This window comes from Pigmentiphaga sp. NML080357 (assembly GCF_002188465.1).
GTDB lineage: Bacteria > Pseudomonadota > Gammaproteobacteria > Burkholderiales > Burkholderiaceae_B > Pigmentiphaga.
This window is the reverse complement of the sequence record NZ_NINW01000029.1, coordinates 149,729-165,807: the sequence shown is the minus strand read 5'-3', so window position 1 is coordinate 165,807 and position 16,079 is coordinate 149,729. Positions and strand designations below refer to the sequence as shown.

The 16,079-nt window shown below is 65.8% G+C and carries 18 protein-coding genes; 5 read left to right on the top strand and 13 right to left on the bottom strand.

The window, feature by feature from the left end; genetic code table 11:
• The 11 genes from CDO44_RS12515 to CDO44_RS12465 form a co-directional block, all read right to left on the bottom strand.
• Window positions 1–777 (bottom strand): enoyl-CoA hydratase-related protein, encoded by a 777-nt coding sequence (locus CDO44_RS12515; RefSeq protein WP_233146169.1) that lies wholly within the window; start codon window positions 775–777, stop codon window positions 1–3.
• A 57-nt stretch (window positions 778–834) separates the two neighbouring features.
• Window positions 835–1,614 carry an enoyl-CoA hydratase/isomerase family protein gene (locus CDO44_RS12510; RefSeq protein WP_087780535.1) on the bottom strand — a complete coding sequence of 260 codons (780 nt, stop codon included), beginning with the start codon at window positions 1,612–1,614 and terminating at the stop codon, window positions 835–837.
• Between the two features lie 36 nt (window positions 1,615–1,650).
• Window positions 1,651–2,613 carry a tripartite tricarboxylate transporter substrate binding protein gene (locus CDO44_RS12505; RefSeq protein ID WP_087780534.1) on the bottom strand — a complete coding sequence of 321 codons (963 nt, stop codon included), beginning with the start codon at window positions 2,611–2,613 and terminating at the stop codon, window positions 1,651–1,653.
• A 52-nt stretch (window positions 2,614–2,665) separates the two neighbouring features.
• Window positions 2,666–3,166 carry a MaoC family dehydratase N-terminal domain-containing protein gene (locus CDO44_RS12500; RefSeq protein WP_198951352.1) on the bottom strand — a complete coding sequence of 167 codons (501 nt, stop codon included), beginning with the start codon at window positions 3,164–3,166 and terminating at the stop codon, window positions 2,666–2,668.
• 22 nt (window positions 3,167–3,188) lie between these two features.
• Window positions 3,189–4,409, bottom strand: a complete 1,221-nt coding sequence (locus tag CDO44_RS12495) for a CaiB/BaiF CoA-transferase family protein (RefSeq protein ID WP_087780533.1) — start codon at window positions 4,407–4,409, stop codon at window positions 3,189–3,191.
• A gap of 712 nt (window positions 4,410–5,121) precedes the next feature.
• The gene (locus CDO44_RS12490) at window positions 5,122–5,856 is read right to left on the bottom strand and encodes an amino acid ABC transporter ATP-binding protein (protein WP_087780532.1); all 735 of its coding nucleotides are present in this window, start codon (window positions 5,854–5,856) and stop codon (window positions 5,122–5,124) included.
• 31 nt (window positions 5,857–5,887) lie between these two features.
• Window positions 5,888–6,580, bottom strand: a complete 693-nt coding sequence (locus tag CDO44_RS12485; RefSeq protein WP_087780531.1) for an amino acid ABC transporter permease — start codon at window positions 6,578–6,580, stop codon at window positions 5,888–5,890.
• Between the two features lie 12 nt (window positions 6,581–6,592).
• Window positions 6,593–7,345: an amino acid ABC transporter permease gene (locus CDO44_RS12480; protein WP_087780530.1), complete on the bottom strand. Its 753-nt coding sequence runs from the start codon at window positions 7,343–7,345 to the stop codon at window positions 6,593–6,595.
• Between the two features lie 132 nt (window positions 7,346–7,477).
• Window positions 7,478–8,383, bottom strand: a complete 906-nt coding sequence (locus CDO44_RS12475) for an amino acid ABC transporter substrate-binding protein (protein ID WP_087780529.1) — start codon at window positions 8,381–8,383, stop codon at window positions 7,478–7,480.
• A gap of 208 nt (window positions 8,384–8,591) precedes the next feature.
• Window positions 8,592–10,022, bottom strand: coding sequence for an aspartate ammonia-lyase (gene aspA / locus CDO44_RS12470; protein ID WP_087780528.1), 1,431 nt, complete (start codon window positions 10,020–10,022; stop codon window positions 8,592–8,594).
• Window positions 10,023–10,173: 151 nt separating this feature from the next.
• Window positions 10,174–11,085: a LysR family transcriptional regulator gene (locus CDO44_RS12465; RefSeq protein ID WP_087780527.1), complete on the bottom strand. Its 912-nt coding sequence runs from the start codon at window positions 11,083–11,085 to the stop codon at window positions 10,174–10,176.
• A gap of 176 nt (window positions 11,086–11,261) precedes the next feature.
• Here CDO44_RS12465 and CDO44_RS12460 point away from each other — a divergent pair, with 176 nt between their 5' ends.
• Both CDO44_RS12460 and CDO44_RS12455 read left to right on the top strand, forming a co-directional pair.
• Window positions 11,262–11,633, top strand: coding sequence for an acyl-CoA thioesterase (locus CDO44_RS12460; protein WP_087780637.1), 372 nt, complete (start codon window positions 11,262–11,264; stop codon window positions 11,631–11,633).
• Between the two features lie 251 nt (window positions 11,634–11,884).
• The gene (locus CDO44_RS12455) at window positions 11,885–12,487 is read left to right on the top strand and encodes a CoxG family protein (protein WP_087780526.1); all 603 of its coding nucleotides are present in this window, start codon (window positions 11,885–11,887) and stop codon (window positions 12,485–12,487) included.
• 7 nt (window positions 12,488–12,494) lie between these two features.
• Here CDO44_RS12455 and CDO44_RS12450 read toward each other — a convergent pair whose 3' ends face one another.
• Window positions 12,495–13,943 (bottom strand): MFS transporter, encoded by a 1,449-nt coding sequence (locus tag CDO44_RS12450; RefSeq protein ID WP_144389510.1) that lies wholly within the window; start codon window positions 13,941–13,943, stop codon window positions 12,495–12,497.
• Window positions 13,944–14,067: 124 nt separating this feature from the next.
• Between CDO44_RS12450 and CDO44_RS12445 the strand changes: the two genes are divergently transcribed.
• The gene (locus tag CDO44_RS12445; RefSeq protein ID WP_087780525.1) at window positions 14,068–14,646 is read left to right on the top strand and encodes a type 1 glutamine amidotransferase domain-containing protein; all 579 of its coding nucleotides are present in this window, start codon (window positions 14,068–14,070) and stop codon (window positions 14,644–14,646) included.
• Window positions 14,647–14,676: 30 nt separating this feature from the next.
• Here the strand turns inward: CDO44_RS12445 and CDO44_RS12440 are convergent, their stop codons facing one another.
• Complete coding sequence (locus CDO44_RS12440; protein ID WP_255407797.1) at window positions 14,677–14,913, bottom strand: tripartite tricarboxylate transporter substrate-binding protein; 237 nt, start codon at window positions 14,911–14,913, stop codon at window positions 14,677–14,679.
• A gap of 259 nt (window positions 14,914–15,172) precedes the next feature.
• Between CDO44_RS12440 and CDO44_RS12435 the strand changes: the two genes are divergently transcribed.
• Window positions 15,173–15,526, top strand: a complete 354-nt coding sequence (locus CDO44_RS12435) for a YciI family protein (RefSeq protein ID WP_087780523.1) — start codon at window positions 15,173–15,175, stop codon at window positions 15,524–15,526.
• 124 nt (window positions 15,527–15,650) lie between these two features.
• Window positions 15,651–16,064, top strand: a complete 414-nt coding sequence (locus CDO44_RS12430; protein WP_087780522.1) for a YciI family protein — start codon at window positions 15,651–15,653, stop codon at window positions 16,062–16,064.
• Window positions 16,065–16,079 lie beyond the last annotated feature (15 nt).

Sequence of the window (16,079 nt, the reverse complement as noted above, 5' to 3'; positions counted from 1 at the left end):
TCATTCCGCACTGCCCGCGCCGGCGTCCGCTTCGCCCGACAACCGGCGCATGGTGGCGTCCGCGGCCGCACGATGCGCCTCGCTGACATGGGCAATGGCCTGGAACGCCGACACGCTTTCCAGATGCGTGTCCAGGCCGGTTTCCTCGGCGCCGCGCACGAGACGCTTGGCCATGCGCAGGACTTCGCGCGGATGGCGCGCGATCGACTCGGCCAAACGGCCGGCTTCGGCAAGCAGCGTGTCCGGCTGCAGCACTTGCGAAACCAGTCCGATGCGCAGCGCCTCCTGCGCATCGACCACGCGGGCCGTGAAGATCAGTTCCATGGCGCGCGACCGCCCCACCAGCCTCGGCAGTATCCACGCCCCGCCATCGCCCGGGATCAGGCCGATACGGGCAAAGCTCATGCAGAACGTCGCCTCGCTCGAGGCAAGCCGGATATCGCAATAGCAGGCGAGATCGCACCCAGCGCCATAGGCCGGTCCGTTCACGGCCGCGATGGTAGGGATGTCGAGCCCATGCAAGGCCCGCGGCAATTGGTGGATGGAACGCCGGTACCGCTCCTGGATCTCCTCGATGCTGCCGGCCGAGAAACCCTCGCGCTTCGCCATCGAGCGTATGTCTCCGCCCGCGCAGAACGCGCGGCCGGCGCCGGTCACGACCAGCACGCCGACCGAGGGGTCGTCGCCGGCCGCCCGCACCTGTTCGGCCAGCTCGACGAATTGGTTCTCGCTGTGAAACCGGTTCAATGAGTCCGGCTCATCCAGTGTCAGCGTCATCACTGGGCCACGCCGCTCGAGACGCGCGAAACCGCGCGGCACCGTCGCCATGGCCGCTTACGCGCCTATCCAGCGCGGCGCCCGCTTTTCGGCAAACGCCCTGGGCCCTTCGATCGCATCCATGCTCGCATAGACGCGCTGGTGCAGGCGTTGCGCCGCGTCGAGCCCGCCGGCGCACCCCAGGTCCATGGCCGCGTTGATGCTTTGCTTGGCGGCCCAGACCGTCAGCGGCGCATTGTCGCGAATCGTTGTCGCCAGTGCCCGCGCACGTTCGCGCACGCGCTGTGGATCCGGCTCGACGTAGTTGACGAAGCCGAAGTGGTGGAAGCGCTCGATAGGCTGCATTTCCCCAGAAACGGCCAGCTCCATCAGGAAGGGCTGCGGCAGCATCCACAGCATGGGCACCGCCCAGGGCGAACCGCGGCCCACTTTCGCCTCGGAAATCCCGCCGCGCGTACCCGCCAGGCCCACGCGCAGGTCGCAGTTCGCCGCCAGGACCATGCCGCCGGCCGTGAAGTGCCCCGTCATCGCCGCGATGATAGGCTTGTCGATCTTCCTCATGCGCTGATGGAAGGGATCGTCGAGCACCTCGAGGATGTCCCGACCGGAGTCCGCGCGTATCCTTGCCGCCTCCTTCAAGTCCATGCCGGCGCAGAAGGTGCCGCAATCGGCGGAAGTAAGAATGACGACCCGGACTCCCTCATTCCCGCCGATCTCGTCCCAGACTTCGCCCAGCCTGCGGCATACTGCCGTCGACAGCGCATTGCGCTGCGCCGGCCGGTTGATCGTGACGGTCGCAATCGCGCCCTCGTGTTCGACAAGCACTTCATCGGACATGGCTGGACTCCTCGTTGCATTGCCTGGCGGCTGACGTCATTCCGGCTGGATGCCGGCGTTCTTCACCAGCTCCGCGTACTGGGCCTTCTCGCTTTCGACGAAGCGGGAGAACTCGCGGGCGGACATCGGCTTGTTCAGTTCGTACCCGATGTTGTCGACCTGCGCCTTGACCTCGGGCAACGCGATGATCTGGTTGACCTCGCGGTTGAGCCGCTCGACGATGGCCTGGGACGTGCCGGCCGGCGCGAACAATCCCGCCCAGTTCCCCACGACGAAGCCCGGCAGCGTTTCGCTGACGGCCCTCACCCCCGGGAGCTTCTCCGAGCGTTGCGGCGTCAATGCCAGAGCCCGCAGCCGCCCCGACCGGATGTGCTGCAGGCCGGTGGCGAAGTCGATGAACATCATGTTGGTCTGGCCACCGAGCAATTCGGCCACCGCCTGCGGATAGGTCTTGTACGGCACGTCCAGGATGGCGGTGCCCGTCATCACGCGAAACGTGCTGCCCGTGATGCGGGTCGTACTGTTCGCGTGCGCGAACGCCACCTTCTCGGGATGGGACTTGGCGTACTTGATCAGCTCCTCGGTCGTAGCCACCGGCAGCGCCGCGTTCACCACGAGCACGTGGGGCACGCCCCCGACGATGGCGATGGCCTCGAAATCCGCGACCGGATCATAGGGAAGCTTCTTGAACAGCGCCGCGTTGGCGGCCTGGGTGGTATTGGTCGAGAACAGCAGCGTGTAGCCGTCCGGGGCGGCCTTGGCTACCTCCGAAGTGCCGATGATGCCCGATGCGCCCGGCTTGTTGACCACGACCGCAGGCTGTCCCAGGCGCGTACCCAGGTGCCCGGCAATGATGCGGACCAGAGCATCGGTCGGGCTGCCGGCGGCGAACGGCACCACCAGGTTGACGGGCTTTTCTGGATAGCCCGCGGATACGGCGGACTGGCCCCAGGCAAGCAGCATGGCAGCCGCCAGGACCTTGACGACGATGTATTTCATTCCTGTCTCCGTATAGTGGTTCTTGTCCATCGCGGCCGCCGAGGCCGCGCCTTCATGCGCCGCGGGGCCGGCTTTTCACCATGCGCAGCGGCGAGTAGGTAGCCACGACCTCGCCCCGTTGGTTCACGACCTTGTTGGCCGTTCTCATGAGCCCCCGCCCGGGCTTGCTCGTGGGCCTGGCCTCCACGACCTCGCATTCGACATGGATGGTGTCGCCCGCGACCGTCGGATGGTGTATGCGCAGGTCCGCCTCGAGAAAGGCCATGCCGGTCCGCTGCATCGTGCTCTGCATCAGCAGCCCCTCGGCGATGCAGAACACCAGCGAGCCCGGCGCGGGGCGAGCCCCCATCAGCGACTCGGCCGCGATGTACTCGAGGTTGGTGAACATCTCCTCGACCATGCCGGTCACGCCGACGAACAGCGTGATGTCGGTCTCGGTAATGGTCCGGCCCAGCGTGCGAAAGCGATAGCCGACCTCGACGTCGTCCCAATGCAGGCCAACCCCGAGTACGTCCATGCCCTGCGCATCCTTCAACTTTCCCGCCTCGCCCATGCCGGGGCCTCCTTCATCCAAGTCAGATCACGCCGCGCTCGCGCAGCCGTTCGATTTCGCCATCGTGAAAGCCGGCAACGCGCAACACGGCCTCGGTGTGCTGCCCCAAGGCGGGGGGTGCCGCATCGTGATGCAGCGGCGTGCCCGAAAAGCGGATGGGGTTACGAATGGACGGCACGCTTCCATAGACCGGGTGCGGGAGGTCGACCCGCATTGCCCGCGCCATGACGTGAGGATCGGCGAACACCCGGTCGATGGTGTTGATGGGGCCGCACGGCACCTGCGCGCTCTCGAGCAGCGCGACCCATTCGCCCACGGTGCGCCGGATGGTCGCCGCCTCCAGCCACGCATTCAGGCTATCGCGGTTCTGCACGCGGGCGCGGATGGTGGAAAAGCGCGCGTCGTCCGCGTATTCCGGACGCCCGATCGCATCGCACAGCCGCCGGAATTGCGTGTCGTTCCCCACCGCGATGATGATGTGCCCATCGCTTGCGGGGTAGACCTGGTAGGGGGCGATATTGGGATGGCCGGTGCCCATCCTGGAGGGCGCCACGCCGGTAGTCAGATAGTTCAGCCCTTGGTTGGCGAGCGTGCCCACTTGGCAGTCGAGCAGGCTGATATCGATATGCTGCCCGCCGCCGCCCTGGTCGCGGTGCCTGAGCGCGGCAAGGATCGCCACCGTCGCGTACATCCCGGCCAGCATGTCCGCCACCGCGACGCCCGCCCGCTGCGGCCCGCCACCGGGCCTGCCGTCCTGCTCCCCCGTCACGCTCATCAATCCACCCATTCCCTGGATGAGGTAGTCGTAGCCGGCCCTGTCCTTGTACGGCCCGCTCTGCCCGAACCCGGTGACGGAGCAGTAGACGAGCCCAGGATTGACGCCTTTCAACGAGTCGTAGTCGAGCCCGTATTTCTTCAATCCCCCGACCTTGTAGTTCTCGACCAGGACATCGGCACCGGCCACGAGGCGCCGGATCACGGCTTGCCCATCGGCCGTCGTGAAATCCAGCGTCAAGGACTGCTTGCCACGGTTGCAGCACATGAAGTAGGCGGCATCCCCCACCGAGCCGTCCCGCGGATCGGTCAGGAAAGGCGGCCCCATGTGGCGAGTGTCGTCTCCGCTTCCGGGCTTCTCGACCTTGATCACCTGCGCGCCCAGGTCGGCAAGCGTCTGCGTCGCCCATGGACCGGCAAGAATCCGCGACAGATCCAGCACTCGCACGTTGGCTAATGGCTTAGTCATGTTCTGTGGTCTCTTCCATTCTATCCATTCTATTTGAGCAAATTCCGTTTTGTCAAAGATTTATCCACTCACCAATTCACTAGTTCCTATTCCTTTTAATCTAAAAATCACCCACAAGTTGTTTGTCTGACATACATAAATTCCATTTTGATTGAATAAATTCCAAAAATAAAAAAGGACGAGCAAAACGTATCGGACGCGGTCGACAGGATTTCGCCACGGTGTCTACGATGAAGGAAGTTCTGGACCGACAGGGCATGCGCGGATGTCCCGCGGGCCAAGTACCGCGGCGGCGCGTATGGAAAGCGGCCGCCGGCAGAGAGCGCCGCATCGCCGATACCGTTACCGGCGTTGCGCGCGAACCGATTGAATGACAGCTTCTCGCCTAGGGCCCATTCACACTCAACCCCACCCACGCCCGGGACAAATCAAGGCCCCGCCTCGACTCCAACGCAGGGGGTTCGGCTCGGAAACCCCGGCCCATGACGCGCGAGATGACCAGCATGGCTACCGGGCAGGACTAAACGCCCCAAGAAACCCGCCCCGAGCCCAGGACACCGCGGATCCGGCTCCGCCAGTCCGTAAGTAGAGTCCACAGGGCCCGGCGCCGGGCCGCCCCAAGGCCCCCAGGCCCCGTTGGGGGGCTGCCGCGCAGCGGCTGGGGTCCACCATACGGGGCGCGCCGCGCGTCAGCGCGTAAGGGGGATCCCCATCAGTGCGGCAATATCTTCGACAGGAACTGCCGCGCCCGCTCCGACCGCTCGCTGCCCGGATCGAAGAACACCTCCTTGCTCGTATCCTCGATGATCCGTCCCCCGTCCATGAATACCACCCGATGCGCCACTTTGCGCGCAAACCCCATCTCGTGCGTCACCACCATCATGGTCATTCCCTCCTTGGCCAGATCCACCATCACATCCAGCACCTCGTTGACCATCTCCGGATCCAACGCCGACGTCGGCTCATCGAACAGCATCGCGATCGGATCCATCGACAACGCCCGCGCAATCGCCACCCGTTGTTGCTGGCCACCCGAAAGCTGCCCCGGAAACTTGGCTTCGTGCGCCTTCAACCCCACCCGATCCAGCAGCTTCTGCGCCCGCTCCGCCGCCTCCTCCCGGCCCCGCCCCAGCACCTTGACCTGGGCCAGCGTCAAATTGTCCAGCACCGACAAATGCGGAAACAGCTCGAAATGCTGGAACACCATGCCCACCTTGGCCCGCAGCTTGGGCAGATTCGTCTTCGGATCGCCCACCGAAATCCCATTCACGACGATTTCGCCCTCCTGGAACGGCTCCAGCGCATTCACCGTCTTGATCAGGGTCGACTTGCCCGACCCCGACGGGCCGCACACCACCACCACCTCGCCCGCCGCGACCGACGTCGTGCAATCCGTCAAGACCTGGAACGACCCGTACCATTTGCTGACATGCTTGATCTCGATCATTCGAGACTCCCTAGAAATACCCGAGCCGCCTTCAGCGGATGATCGCCACGCGTTGTTGCAAGAGCCTGACCAGCCTCGACGCGGCAAAGCAGATGATGAAATACACCACCGCCGCGAACACGTACATCTCGACCAGCCGCCCGTCGCGCTGCGCCACCTTGGACGCCGCGCCCAGGAAATCGGTGATCGACAGCACGTATACCAGCGACGTGTCCTGGAACAGCACGATGGTCTGCGTCAGCAGCACCGGGATCATGTTGCGGAACGCCTGGGGCAGGATGATGCTTCCCATGGCCTGCCAGTAGTTCAGGCCCAGGGCATAGGCGGCATAGGTCTGGCCGCGCGAGATGGACTGTATGCCCGCGCGCATGATCTCGCAGAAGAACGCGGCCTCGAACATCGTGAAGGTGATGACCGACGACCAGAAGGCCCCCACCTGGATGGGCGTGGGCGAGCCGATGATCCAGGCGCCGATGTAAGGCACCAGGAAATAGAACCAGAAGATCACCAGCAGCAGGGGCAGCGAACGCATCAGGTTGACATAGGTCGCCGCCACCGCCGACAGCCATCGGAAACGCGACAGACGCATCATCGCCAGCAGCGTGCCGAAGATGATGCCGCCCACCGTGGCCATCGCGGTCAGCGTGAGCGTGAACGTCATGCCCTCCTTGAACAGGTAGGGCAGCGAACGCCAGATGACGTCGAAATCGAAATCGCTGAACATGGCGCCGTCTCCTCAATGCGACCCGCCACGGGCCGGGCCGATGAACCCGGGCACCGCCACGCGCCGCTCGACCCAGCGCATGAAAGTGACGACGACGAGGCTGATGATCAGGTACAGGACGGTCGCCGCGGCAAAGGCCTCGAATACCTGGAAGCTGAACTCCTGCATCGAGCGGGCGCGGCCGGTCAGCTCCAGCAGGCCGATGGTCAGCGCGACCGACGAATTCTTGATGATGTTCATGAACTCGGAGGTGAGCGGCGGCAGCACGACCCGGTAGGCGATGGGCAGCAGCACGTAGCGGTAGGCTTGCGTCTCGCGCAGCCCCAGCGCCGTGGCGGCCATGCGCTGGCCGCGCGGCAGCGACTGGATGCCCGCCCGTATCTGCTCGGCCACCCGCGCCGACGTGAAAAAGCCCAGGCACAGCACCGCCGGCCAATATGCGCCCCACGGCGGCGCGATCTGCTTGACGGCCGTGCCCAGCGCCTCGGGCAGCAGTTCCGGCAGCACGTAGTACCAGAGGAATAGCTGGACCAGCAGCGGGACGTTGCGGAACAGCTCGACGTAGGCCTCCGCCAGCCGCGACGCCCACTTGACCTGTGTGGTGCGCACCACGCCGACGATGGAGCCCAGGATGAAGGCCAGCGCCCAGGCGGCCAGCGCCGTGGCGAGCGTCCATTGCAGGCCCGACAGCAGCGTATCCATGTAGGTGCCCTGCCCGTCGGGCGACAGCTCCCAGAATATCTTCCAGTTCCAGTTGTAGTTCATCGCGGCTCCGGCTTGGTTGCCCGGTCCGGCCGGCGGGCCGGGCCCATAGAAACAGGGGACCGCGTGGGTCCCCTGGTGTCTTGCGTAGTCATGCGCGGCGCATGTCCGGTTGCGTGGCCGGCAAGATCCGCGTCAGCGATAGGCCGCCGGATCGCCCGAGTCGGTCGGATTGGCGATGGCCTTCTTGAGCGAATCGCTCAAGGGCACCTTGAGGTTGACGTTGCGCGGCGGAATGGGCGAGTTGAACCATTTCTGGTAGAGCTTTTCGATCTCGCCCGATTTCATCAGCGCCACGACCGCATCGTCCACCACCTTCTTGAACGCCGGATCGTTCTTGGGCTCGATGACGCCATAGGGTTCGATCGTATAGGCCTTGCTGCTGACCATCCATTGGTCCGGGCTCTTGGAATTGGCCACCAGCCCGTACAGCAGGATGTCGTCCATGAAGAACGCCACGGCGCGCCCGCTGTCGACCATCAGGAAGGCATCGGCGTGGTCCTTGGCCGGGATGATCTGCATGCCCAGGCTTTCCTTGCCGTTGGTCTCGGTCAGCCACTTCAGGTTGCTGGTACCGGCGGTGGAGACGACCGTCTTGCCCTTGAAATCGGGAAGATCGTTGAGTTGCGAGCTTTTCTTGGCCACGAAGCGCGTGGCCGTGACGAAGGTCGTCGGCGCGAACGACACCTGCTGCTGGCGTTCGAGGTTATTGGTGGTGGATCCGCATTCGAGATCGACCGTGCCGTTGGCGATGAGGGGAATGCGCGTGGCCGAAGTGACCGGGGAAAGCGCGACGTTGAGCTTGGGCAGCTTCAGGTGCTCCTTGACCGCGTCGGCAATCTTGTAGCAGATGTCCATCGAGTAGCCGATGGGTTTCTGCTTGTCGTCGAGGTAGGAGAACGGAATGGAGGAGTCCCGGTAACCGAGCGTCAGCGTTCCGCTGTCCTTGATTTTCTTGAGCCGGCCAGTGAGATCTTGCGCCGAGACGGACGAAACGGCAGCGAGGGTCAGCGCGGCGGAGAGCAACACGAACTTCTTCATGGAATCTCCTTCCGTGAAAAGACCGCCCGAGTGTATCAATAAATTGGGCTCCCCCCTACGCGCTTTCGCGCGCCCCCCGGGGGGGCGGCACTGGCGGACCGGCGGAGCCGGATCCGCTGTGCCCCTGGGTAGCTCCCCGCGCGCGTCGCCCTGGCCGCAGCCGTGTCAGGAATCGTGACGCCGCTCTCTACGGGAAAACCACCAACGATCAGGCCGCCGCCTTCCTGAACCGGTAAGGCCGCGTCAGCACCTCCGGCTTGAGCACCTGCGCCAGCGTCTCCGCATCGAGCAACCCGGCCTCCAGCACCAGGTCGGCCACCGGCCGTCCTGTCCGCATCGCTTCCCGCGCGATACGCGTGGCCGCCTCGTAGCCCAGCACCGGATTCAGCGCCGTCGCCAGCCCCGCCGAGCGCTTCACCGCCTGCATCAACCGCTCGCGGTTGGCCGTGATCCCCGTCACGCAATTGTGCGTCAACGTGGTGCATGCGGCCTCCAGGTGCGAAATGCTCTTGACCAGGCTCCACGCGATGATCGGCTCGAAGGCATTGAGCTGCAACTGCCCGCCCTCGGACGCCATCGTGATCGTCATGTCGTTGCCGATCACCTCGAACGCCACCTGGTTCACCACTTCCGGAATGATGGGATTGACCTTGCCCGGCATGATCGAACTGCCCGCGGCGCGCTCCGGGAGGTTGATCTCGTTCAGGCCCGACTGCGGCCCGGACGACAGCAGGCGCAGATCGTTGCAGGTCTTGGAGAGCTTGCACGCCACGCGCTTGAGGACGCCCGACAACTGCACGAAGGCCCCGGTGTCCTGCGTCGCCTCGATCATGTTGGCGGCCCGCACGAGCGGCAGGCCCGTGATCTCGGCCAGGTACTTGACCGCCAGCGGACTGTAGTCGGGATCGGTGTTGATGCCGGTGCCGATGGCCGTCGCGCCCAGGTTGACCTCCACCATCAGGGTGCGCGCCTCGCCCAGCCGCGCCTCGTCCTCGCCCAGCATGACCGCATAGGTCAGGAATTCCTGGCCCAGGGTCATGGGCACGGCGTCCTGCAACTGCGTGCGGCCCATCTTCAGCACGTCGTCGAACTCCAGCGCCTTCGCCTCGAAGGCGCCGCGCAGTTCGGCCATGGCCGACAGGAGGCGCTGCAGCGAGAAGCACATGGCGATGCGCAGCGCCGTCGGATAGACGTCATTGGTGCTTTGCGAGGCATTGACGTCCTGGATCGGATGCAGGAGGTCGTAGCGGCCCTTTTCCGAGCCCAGCAGTTCCAGCGCCCGGTTGGCGATGACCTCGTTGGCGTTCATGTTGGTGGACGTGCCCGCTCCGCCCTGGATCACGTCGACGATGAACTGGTCGTGCAAGGCGCCCTCGATGATTTCCTGGCACGCCTGCACGATGACGCCGGCGCGGTCGGCCGGCAGGACGCCGAGGTCGCGATTGGCGCGCGCTGCCGCCAGCTTGACGCAGGCCAGCGCGCGAACCAGGTCGGCCTGGCCGCCGATGGTGGTGCCGGAAATGGGGAAGTTCTCGCGGGCCCGCAGCGAATGGATGCCCCAGTAGGCATCGGCGGGTATCTCCCGCTCGCCGAGAAGGTCGTGTTCGATACGGAAAGGGCCGGAAGCGGTGCTGCTCATGTGGATGTCCCATCGCAAGGGTCGCCGCACCATGCGGCGCCGATGGGAAACACTATAGGCAGGCGAAAACCGATAGCGCCAATGCCGTGTTCGCATTGGGCGATGTTTTTTTTGCATTGCCGGGAAGGCGGGCGCCCGCCCGGCGCGCGTGTCAGCGCGCCTGCGACAGGTATTGCCAGAGCTCGTCCACCAGCGGCTTGGGCGAAGCGCCGGCCGGCGGATGCTCGCGGTAGAGCCGGATTTCCATGGTCTCGGTGTAGGCCGCTCCCGCGCATGCCAGCCGGCGCGATGCGACCTCCCGGTTGACGGCGCTTTCCGGCAGGAAGGCTACGCCGTGCCCTTCCAGCGCCATGGCCTTCAGGCCTTCGGCCATGTCGGTTTCGTAGCGTTCGTCCAGGGCCGGCCGGGGCTGGGCGGCCGCCAGGATGAGGTCGGCGATGCGGCCCAGGTAGGCGTTGGGCGCATAGGCCAGGTAGGGCACGGAGCCGCCTTCGCCCAGCACGTATTGCGGCGTGCCGTCGGGATTGCTGCGCGCGTAGGGATAGACGGCCTCGGTGCCGAGCACGAGCATGTCGTAGTGGCGCGGATCGAGCTGCACCGGCAGGCGGGGGTGGTAATAAACCATGGCGAGATCGCTGCCGCCCTGCACCAGGCTCATTGCCGCGTCATGCACGTTCAGCGCCATCAGCCGGGCGGTGAACTCGGGCAGGCCCGCCTCGGTACGGATGCGGCTCAGCCAGCGCGGGAAAAAAGTCAGCGACAAGGTGTGCGGCACGGCGAAATCGAGCACCGCCTGCGAGGCCGGCCGCATGCCGCGCAGCATGGCGCGCGTCTCGTCCAGCTTCGCCAGCATGGCGATGGCTTCGGCGCGGAAGGTCTCGCCGGCGGGCGTCAGGCGGGTGGGGTAGACGGCGCGATCGACCAGGTCGGTGCCGACCCAGGCTTCAAGCGCCTGGATGCGGCGGGAAAAGGCGGGCTGCGTGATGTGCCTGAGCTCGGCGGCCCGCGAAAACGAACGGGTTTCGGCGAGCGCGATGAAGTCTTCGAGCCACTTGGCTTCCATGCTTGCAACCGTGGGGGAACCGGGAGAAATTGTACCGTGGGCCTGCGCCGGCGCGCCGGGGCGACTACACTTTCCCGGGCGGCCGCGCGCCGCATCGTCGTTTTTTCCTGGAGTCCAGCGTGACTGCTTCGCTACCGTATCCGCCCCCCGCCCCCAACTCGCTGCCCGAAGGCCAGATGCCCGTGCTGCGCGTCATCCCCATGCCCGCCGACGCCAACCCCTCGGGCGACGTCTTCGGCGGCTGGATCATGGCCCAGGTGGACCTGGCCGGATCGGTGCCGGCGCAGGGGCGGGCCAACGGCCGCGTGGCCACGGTCGCCGTGACGTCCTTCGTCTTCAAGGAACCGGTCTTCGTGGGTGACCTGCTCAGCTTCTACGCTCACATCGTCAAGACCGGCCGCACCTCGATCACGGTCGCGGTCGAAGTCTACGCCGAGCGCATCCGGCTCAATTCCGAAGTGGTGAAGGTGACCGAGGCCACGCTGGTCTACGTCGCCACGGACCACCAGCGGCGCCCCCGGCCGCTGCCCGATCTGCGTTCTTCCTGACCCCGCCGAGGCTCCGGGGGCGGAACGGTTCGTTACCTATGTTTCCGCCCGGCGGGCCAAGCGGCGCCGCGCCCTTGCCCGCCTCCCGGCCTGCCGCATCCCCCTTCGGCGCCCCGGCTTGCTGGACACTCCGGACGATTAGTGGCACATTGACCACAAGGACGTCAACGCCCTAGCCCAGCCGGCGCAGACCGGCCGGCCAGCCAACATGGCAGCGCGCAAGCCTGCCCCTACGGCGAAGGAGACTCATCATGGAAATTTCCGGTTCGCGCCTGATTCCAGCGTCTCAAGAACGTACCTGGAACAAGCTCATCGCACCCGAGACGCTCAAGGTCTGTATCAGCGGATGCGAGAAGGTCGAGCGGATCTCCGACCACGAATATCAGGTCAACCTGCGCGCCGAAGTCGGCCCGGTATCCGCCCGCTTCCAGGGCCGATTGCAGCTCACCGACATCCACCCCCCCCATTCCTACCACCTCACCTTCGAAGGTGAAGGCGGCGCGGCCGGTTCGGCCAAGGGATACGCCGATATCCGGCTCGCTCCCGAAGGCGACGGTACCCGGGTCTCGTACACGGCCCACGCCGATCTGGAAGGCCGGCTCAGCCAACTGCGGGCCGACCAGGCCGAGAAGATCGCGCGCAAGATGATGGACAACTTCTTCGCGCTGTTCTCGGTCTGTGCGTGCCGGGCGCTCGAGCGCCCGGAGCCGCGTCCGCCCCGCGCGCCCCGTTCGCTGGCGGCCGCCGGGGGGCATTCGCTGCATCTGCCTTCGCAATGGATCAACCGGCTGTCGTGGCTGGTCGCGCTGGGCGTGATCGCCGCGCTGGTGGCCTACCACACCTTCCTGCACTAGGGCCTATTCAGCGGCGCACGTTCTTCATCTTGATGCGCTGGGAAAGCGCCATCATCGCTGCGCAGAAGACGATGGCCATCACCATGCCGGCCTGGATGCCGGCGTTGACCGACGTGCGCGCGATGACGATGCCCACCAGCGCAGTGCCCACCGCGCTGCCCAGGGTGCGGGTGGTCTGGATCAGGGCCGAGGCCACGCCCACGTCGCGCCGTTCGGCGATCATCTGCATGAACAGCGTCAGGTTGGGAATGATGAAGCCCATGCCGATGCCGGCGAGCCCGAAGGCCGCGACGGCGAATACCATCGACGACCCCCGCTCCAGGAACATGACTCCCACGCATCCGATGGCCAGCAGCAGCGCACCGAACACCATCAGGCGCTGCGGCTGGCTCTGGCGCGGGAACAATCGCCCGTTGATGACGCTGCCCACCGGTATGCAGGCCACCAGCGGCGCCAGGATCATGCCCGCCTCGGTGGGGGTCAGGCCGACCTCGACCTGCAAGAGGAGCGGACCGTAGTAGATCAGGATGAACATCACGGCTCCCGTCATGACGCCGACGATGTTCAATAGCCGCGACTCCCTGGGTTCGAGCACCCGCAGCGGGAACATGGGCTGCTCGAGCTTGCGCTCATACCAGACCAGGAGGACGAGGGCCACGGCCGCCAGGACGACGAACACCAGCCCCAGCGCGGGGCGCGGCGGCGACGAAAACCCCAGCTCCAGCGCCGCCATCGGCGTGCCCACGGCCAGCGCCAGCAGCACGCCGCCCAGCCAGTCGATGCGCGGCGGCTGCTCGTGCCGGGGCTTGAGCAGCGGGAAATAGATCAGCAGCATGACGAAGGCCACCACCGCCATGACCGGGCTCACGAAGAATGCCGCGCGCCAGCCGAAACTCTCGGTAATCACGCCGCCCAGCATCGGCCCGACTCCGCTGGCCACGGCGAAGGAAGTCGAGATGAGGGCCTGCCAGCGCACCCGGCGCAGCGCGTCCGGAAACAGGTCCGCCGGCGCGGCGAACGCGGTGGCGATCATCATGCCGCCGCCTATGCCCTGCAGCGTGCGGGCGGCGATCAAGTGCGGCATGGATTGGCTGATGCCGCAGAGCACCGAGCCAAAGGCCACCAGGCACAGCGAGATCAGGATGAAATGCTTGCGGCCGAACAGGTCGCCGAGCCGGCCGAAGATAGGGATGACGATGGCCGACGCCAGCAGGTAGCCGGTACCGACCCAGGCGTAGAGGGGCATGCCGCCGAGTTCGCCCACCACGCGGGGAAGAATGGTGCCGACGATGGTGGAATCGAGCGCGACCAGCATGACGACGGCGCAGATCCCGATCAGCGCCAGCACCAGCTGGCGCTGGTCTTCTACCGGTGAAGCCAATTCCGAGGCATTGGACGCAGCAGTGCCGCCAGCTCGATCGGACGGGGTCGAGGTGGAACGTGGGTGATCGGACATTTGCGCATAATGATACTCGTTTTAGGGTATACCCGAGCCCCTTGCACGCGCGTCCCGCGTACGGGCACGCCGTTTGCTGCCTCCCCCGGCTTGAGCTTGGCTCTACACCCCAGGGAGAATATTCATGGCAAAGCCGTTGCAAGGATTGACCGTCGCGATACTGGCCACCGACAACTTCGAGCAGGTGGAATTGACCGGCCCGAAAGACGCCCTGGAACAGGCAGGTGCGACCGTGCGTATCCTGTCTGCCACCGCCGGCCGCATCCGGGGCATGAAACACGACGAGAAGGCGGACAGCTTCAAGGTGGACCTGAGCTGGGATGACGCGGAGCCTGGCGATTTCGCCGGCGTGGTGGTGCCAGGCGGAGTCTTCAACGCCGACGTGATCAGGATGGAGGAAGGCGCGCGGCGCTTCGTGCAGGCCATCCACAACCAGGGCAAGCCGGTCGCAGTCATATGCCATGGACCGTGGCTGCTGGTGTCCGCGGGCCTTGTGGACGGCAGGCAATTGACGAGCTGGCCGTCGCTGCAGGACGACATCCGCAACGCGGGGGGGAATTGGGTGGACGAGGAAGTGGTGCTGGACGGCAACCTGATCACCAGCCGCAAGCCGGCCGACTTGCCGGCGTTCAACGAGAAATTGATCGCCGCGCTGGCGACCGTGGAGAAAACGGACGCACCCTCGGCGTCGCAGGCAACGTAGCGGCGCGGACAGCCGAGTCGCGGAGGAAGTTCAGCTCGTTGGGCCGCGCGCCTGCGCCACCAGCTCGTCCAGCGAGCCGGCCTTGACCGGGGGATGCGCGAGAACCATCTGCGGCAGACTGACCCGTTGCGAGACCGGCGCCAGGTCGCGCAGCGCATCGTAGGGCAGCTTCTCGTACAGAAACGGATTGCCGGTAATGGTGGATTCGCTCTTCACGAGCAAGGTGTGTCCGCCGGGCGCCGCCTTGGCGACCGCGTTGGCCGATATCGATGCTGCGCCCAGCAGGGCGGCCGACGCCGGCGTGCGGCCTTGCCGGCAAGATACGACAGACTCGCTCGTATCAGTTGCGCATCTGAATGCGCGAACGTCCGCGGATCATTCGGACTCGCAGAAACGCAGGCGGTTGCCGAAGGGGTCAAATCCTGGCCGGACAGCTTACACATGGTCATGAAAAACCGGCCAAAATCTGCAAGAATCTGCGTCCCGCCCTCGTCGGCCCTCGCCGACCCTATCCGTGCGAGCTTCCATGGCCTATATGCTTCTCATCGTCGAACCCACCGGCCAGCGCGCCGAGCGCACCGAACAGGCCGGCCGAGACCTCTACGACCGCATGCTGGCGTTCGGGGCCGACCTGAAGTCACGAGGGATGCTCATGGCGGCGGAATCGCTGGCCTCGCAGGACCGCGCCGTGCGGATACAGAAACGGGACGGACGCACCCGGATGGTCGACGGCCCGTTCGCCGAAGCCAAGGAAATGATAGGCGGCTTTTTCCTCCTCGACTGCGCCACGCGGGAAGAAGCGGTGGCCATCGCGGAATCCTGCCCGGCCGCGCAGTGGTGCACGGTCGAGGTTCGCGAGATCGCGCCCTGCTACCAATAGTCCCGCCCGTCCTCGCGACTAGGTAGTTTCCCTAGATCGCATGTGCCGTGTCGATCCGGACCACGCTCGTTCGTCGTACCGACAAGAGCCCGCCCCCGGGCTCGCGATCACCGGAGAAACCACCATGCGATTCATGATCATCGTGCGCGCCACGGCCGATACCGAGGCCGGCGTCATGCCCGAGGAGCCCCTGCTGGCCGCCATGGCGGCCTACCACGAAGAACTGGCCAAGGCGGGCGTGCTGCTCGACGCCAACGGCCTGAAACCCTCCTCCCGCGGCTGGCGCATCCGCTACCGCGCGGGCAAAGGCACCGTCGTCGACGGTCCGTTCGCCGAGACCAAGGAACTGATCGCCGGCTATACGCTGATACAGGTCCGCTCGCGCGACGAAGCCATGGAATGGGCCCGCCGCTTTCCCGCGCCCATGGGCGAGACCGCGGACGGCGAGATCGAGGTCCGCGAGATATTCGAGCTCGAGGACTTCGAGCAAAACGCCGCGATCGAGCGCTTCCGCCAGCTCGAGACCGCCAGCCACTGACTCCCGGAATTCCAC

Coding starts and splice junctions, on each gene's coding strand:
- CDO44_RS12475 (WP_087780529.1), bottom strand. CDS start 8,383: ATGAAGAAGTTCGTGTTGCTCTCCGCCGCGCTGACCCTCGCTGCCGTT.
- CDO44_RS12465 (WP_087780527.1), bottom strand. CDS start 11,085: ATGGAAGCCAAGTGGCTCGAAGACTTCATCGCGCTCGCCGAAACCCGT.
- CDO44_RS12445 (WP_087780525.1), top strand. CDS start 14,068: ATGGCAAAGCCGTTGCAAGGATTGACCGTCGCGATACTGGCCACCGAC.
- CDO44_RS12505 (WP_087780534.1), bottom strand. CDS start 2,613: ATGAAATACATCGTCGTCAAGGTCCTGGCGGCTGCCATGCTGCTTGCC.
- CDO44_RS12460 (WP_087780637.1), top strand. CDS start 11,262: ATGCCCGTGCTGCGCGTCATCCCCATGCCCGCCGACGCCAACCCCTCG.
- CDO44_RS12515 (WP_233146169.1), bottom strand. CDS start 777: ATGACGCTGACACTGGATGAGCCGGACTCATTGAACCGGTTTCACAGC.
- CDO44_RS12510 (WP_087780535.1), bottom strand. CDS start 1,614: ATGTCCGATGAAGTGCTTGTCGAACACGAGGGCGCGATTGCGACCGTC.
- CDO44_RS12455 (WP_087780526.1), top strand. CDS start 11,885: ATGGAAATTTCCGGTTCGCGCCTGATTCCAGCGTCTCAAGAACGTACC.
- CDO44_RS12485 (WP_087780531.1), bottom strand. CDS start 6,580: ATGTTCAGCGATTTCGATTTCGACGTCATCTGGCGTTCGCTGCCCTAC.
- CDO44_RS12495 (WP_087780533.1), bottom strand. CDS start 4,409: ATGACTAAGCCATTAGCCAACGTGCGAGTGCTGGATCTGTCGCGGATT.
- CDO44_RS12450 (WP_144389510.1), bottom strand. CDS start 13,943: ATGTCCGATCACCCACGTTCCACCTCGACCCCGTCCGATCGAGCTGGC.
- CDO44_RS12430 (WP_087780522.1), top strand. CDS start 15,651: ATGCGATTCATGATCATCGTGCGCGCCACGGCCGATACCGAGGCCGGC.
- CDO44_RS12490 (WP_087780532.1), bottom strand. CDS start 5,856: ATGATCGAGATCAAGCATGTCAGCAAATGGTACGGGTCGTTCCAGGTC.
- CDO44_RS12500 (WP_198951352.1), bottom strand. CDS start 3,166: ATGGGCGAGGCGGGAAAGTTGAAGGATGCGCAGGGCATGGACGTACTC.
- CDO44_RS12480 (WP_087780530.1), bottom strand. CDS start 7,345: ATGAACTACAACTGGAACTGGAAGATATTCTGGGAGCTGTCGCCCGAC.
- aspA (WP_087780528.1), bottom strand. CDS start 10,022: ATGAGCAGCACCGCTTCCGGCCCTTTCCGTATCGAACACGACCTTCTC.
- CDO44_RS12435 (WP_087780523.1), top strand. CDS start 15,173: ATGGCCTATATGCTTCTCATCGTCGAACCCACCGGCCAGCGCGCCGAG.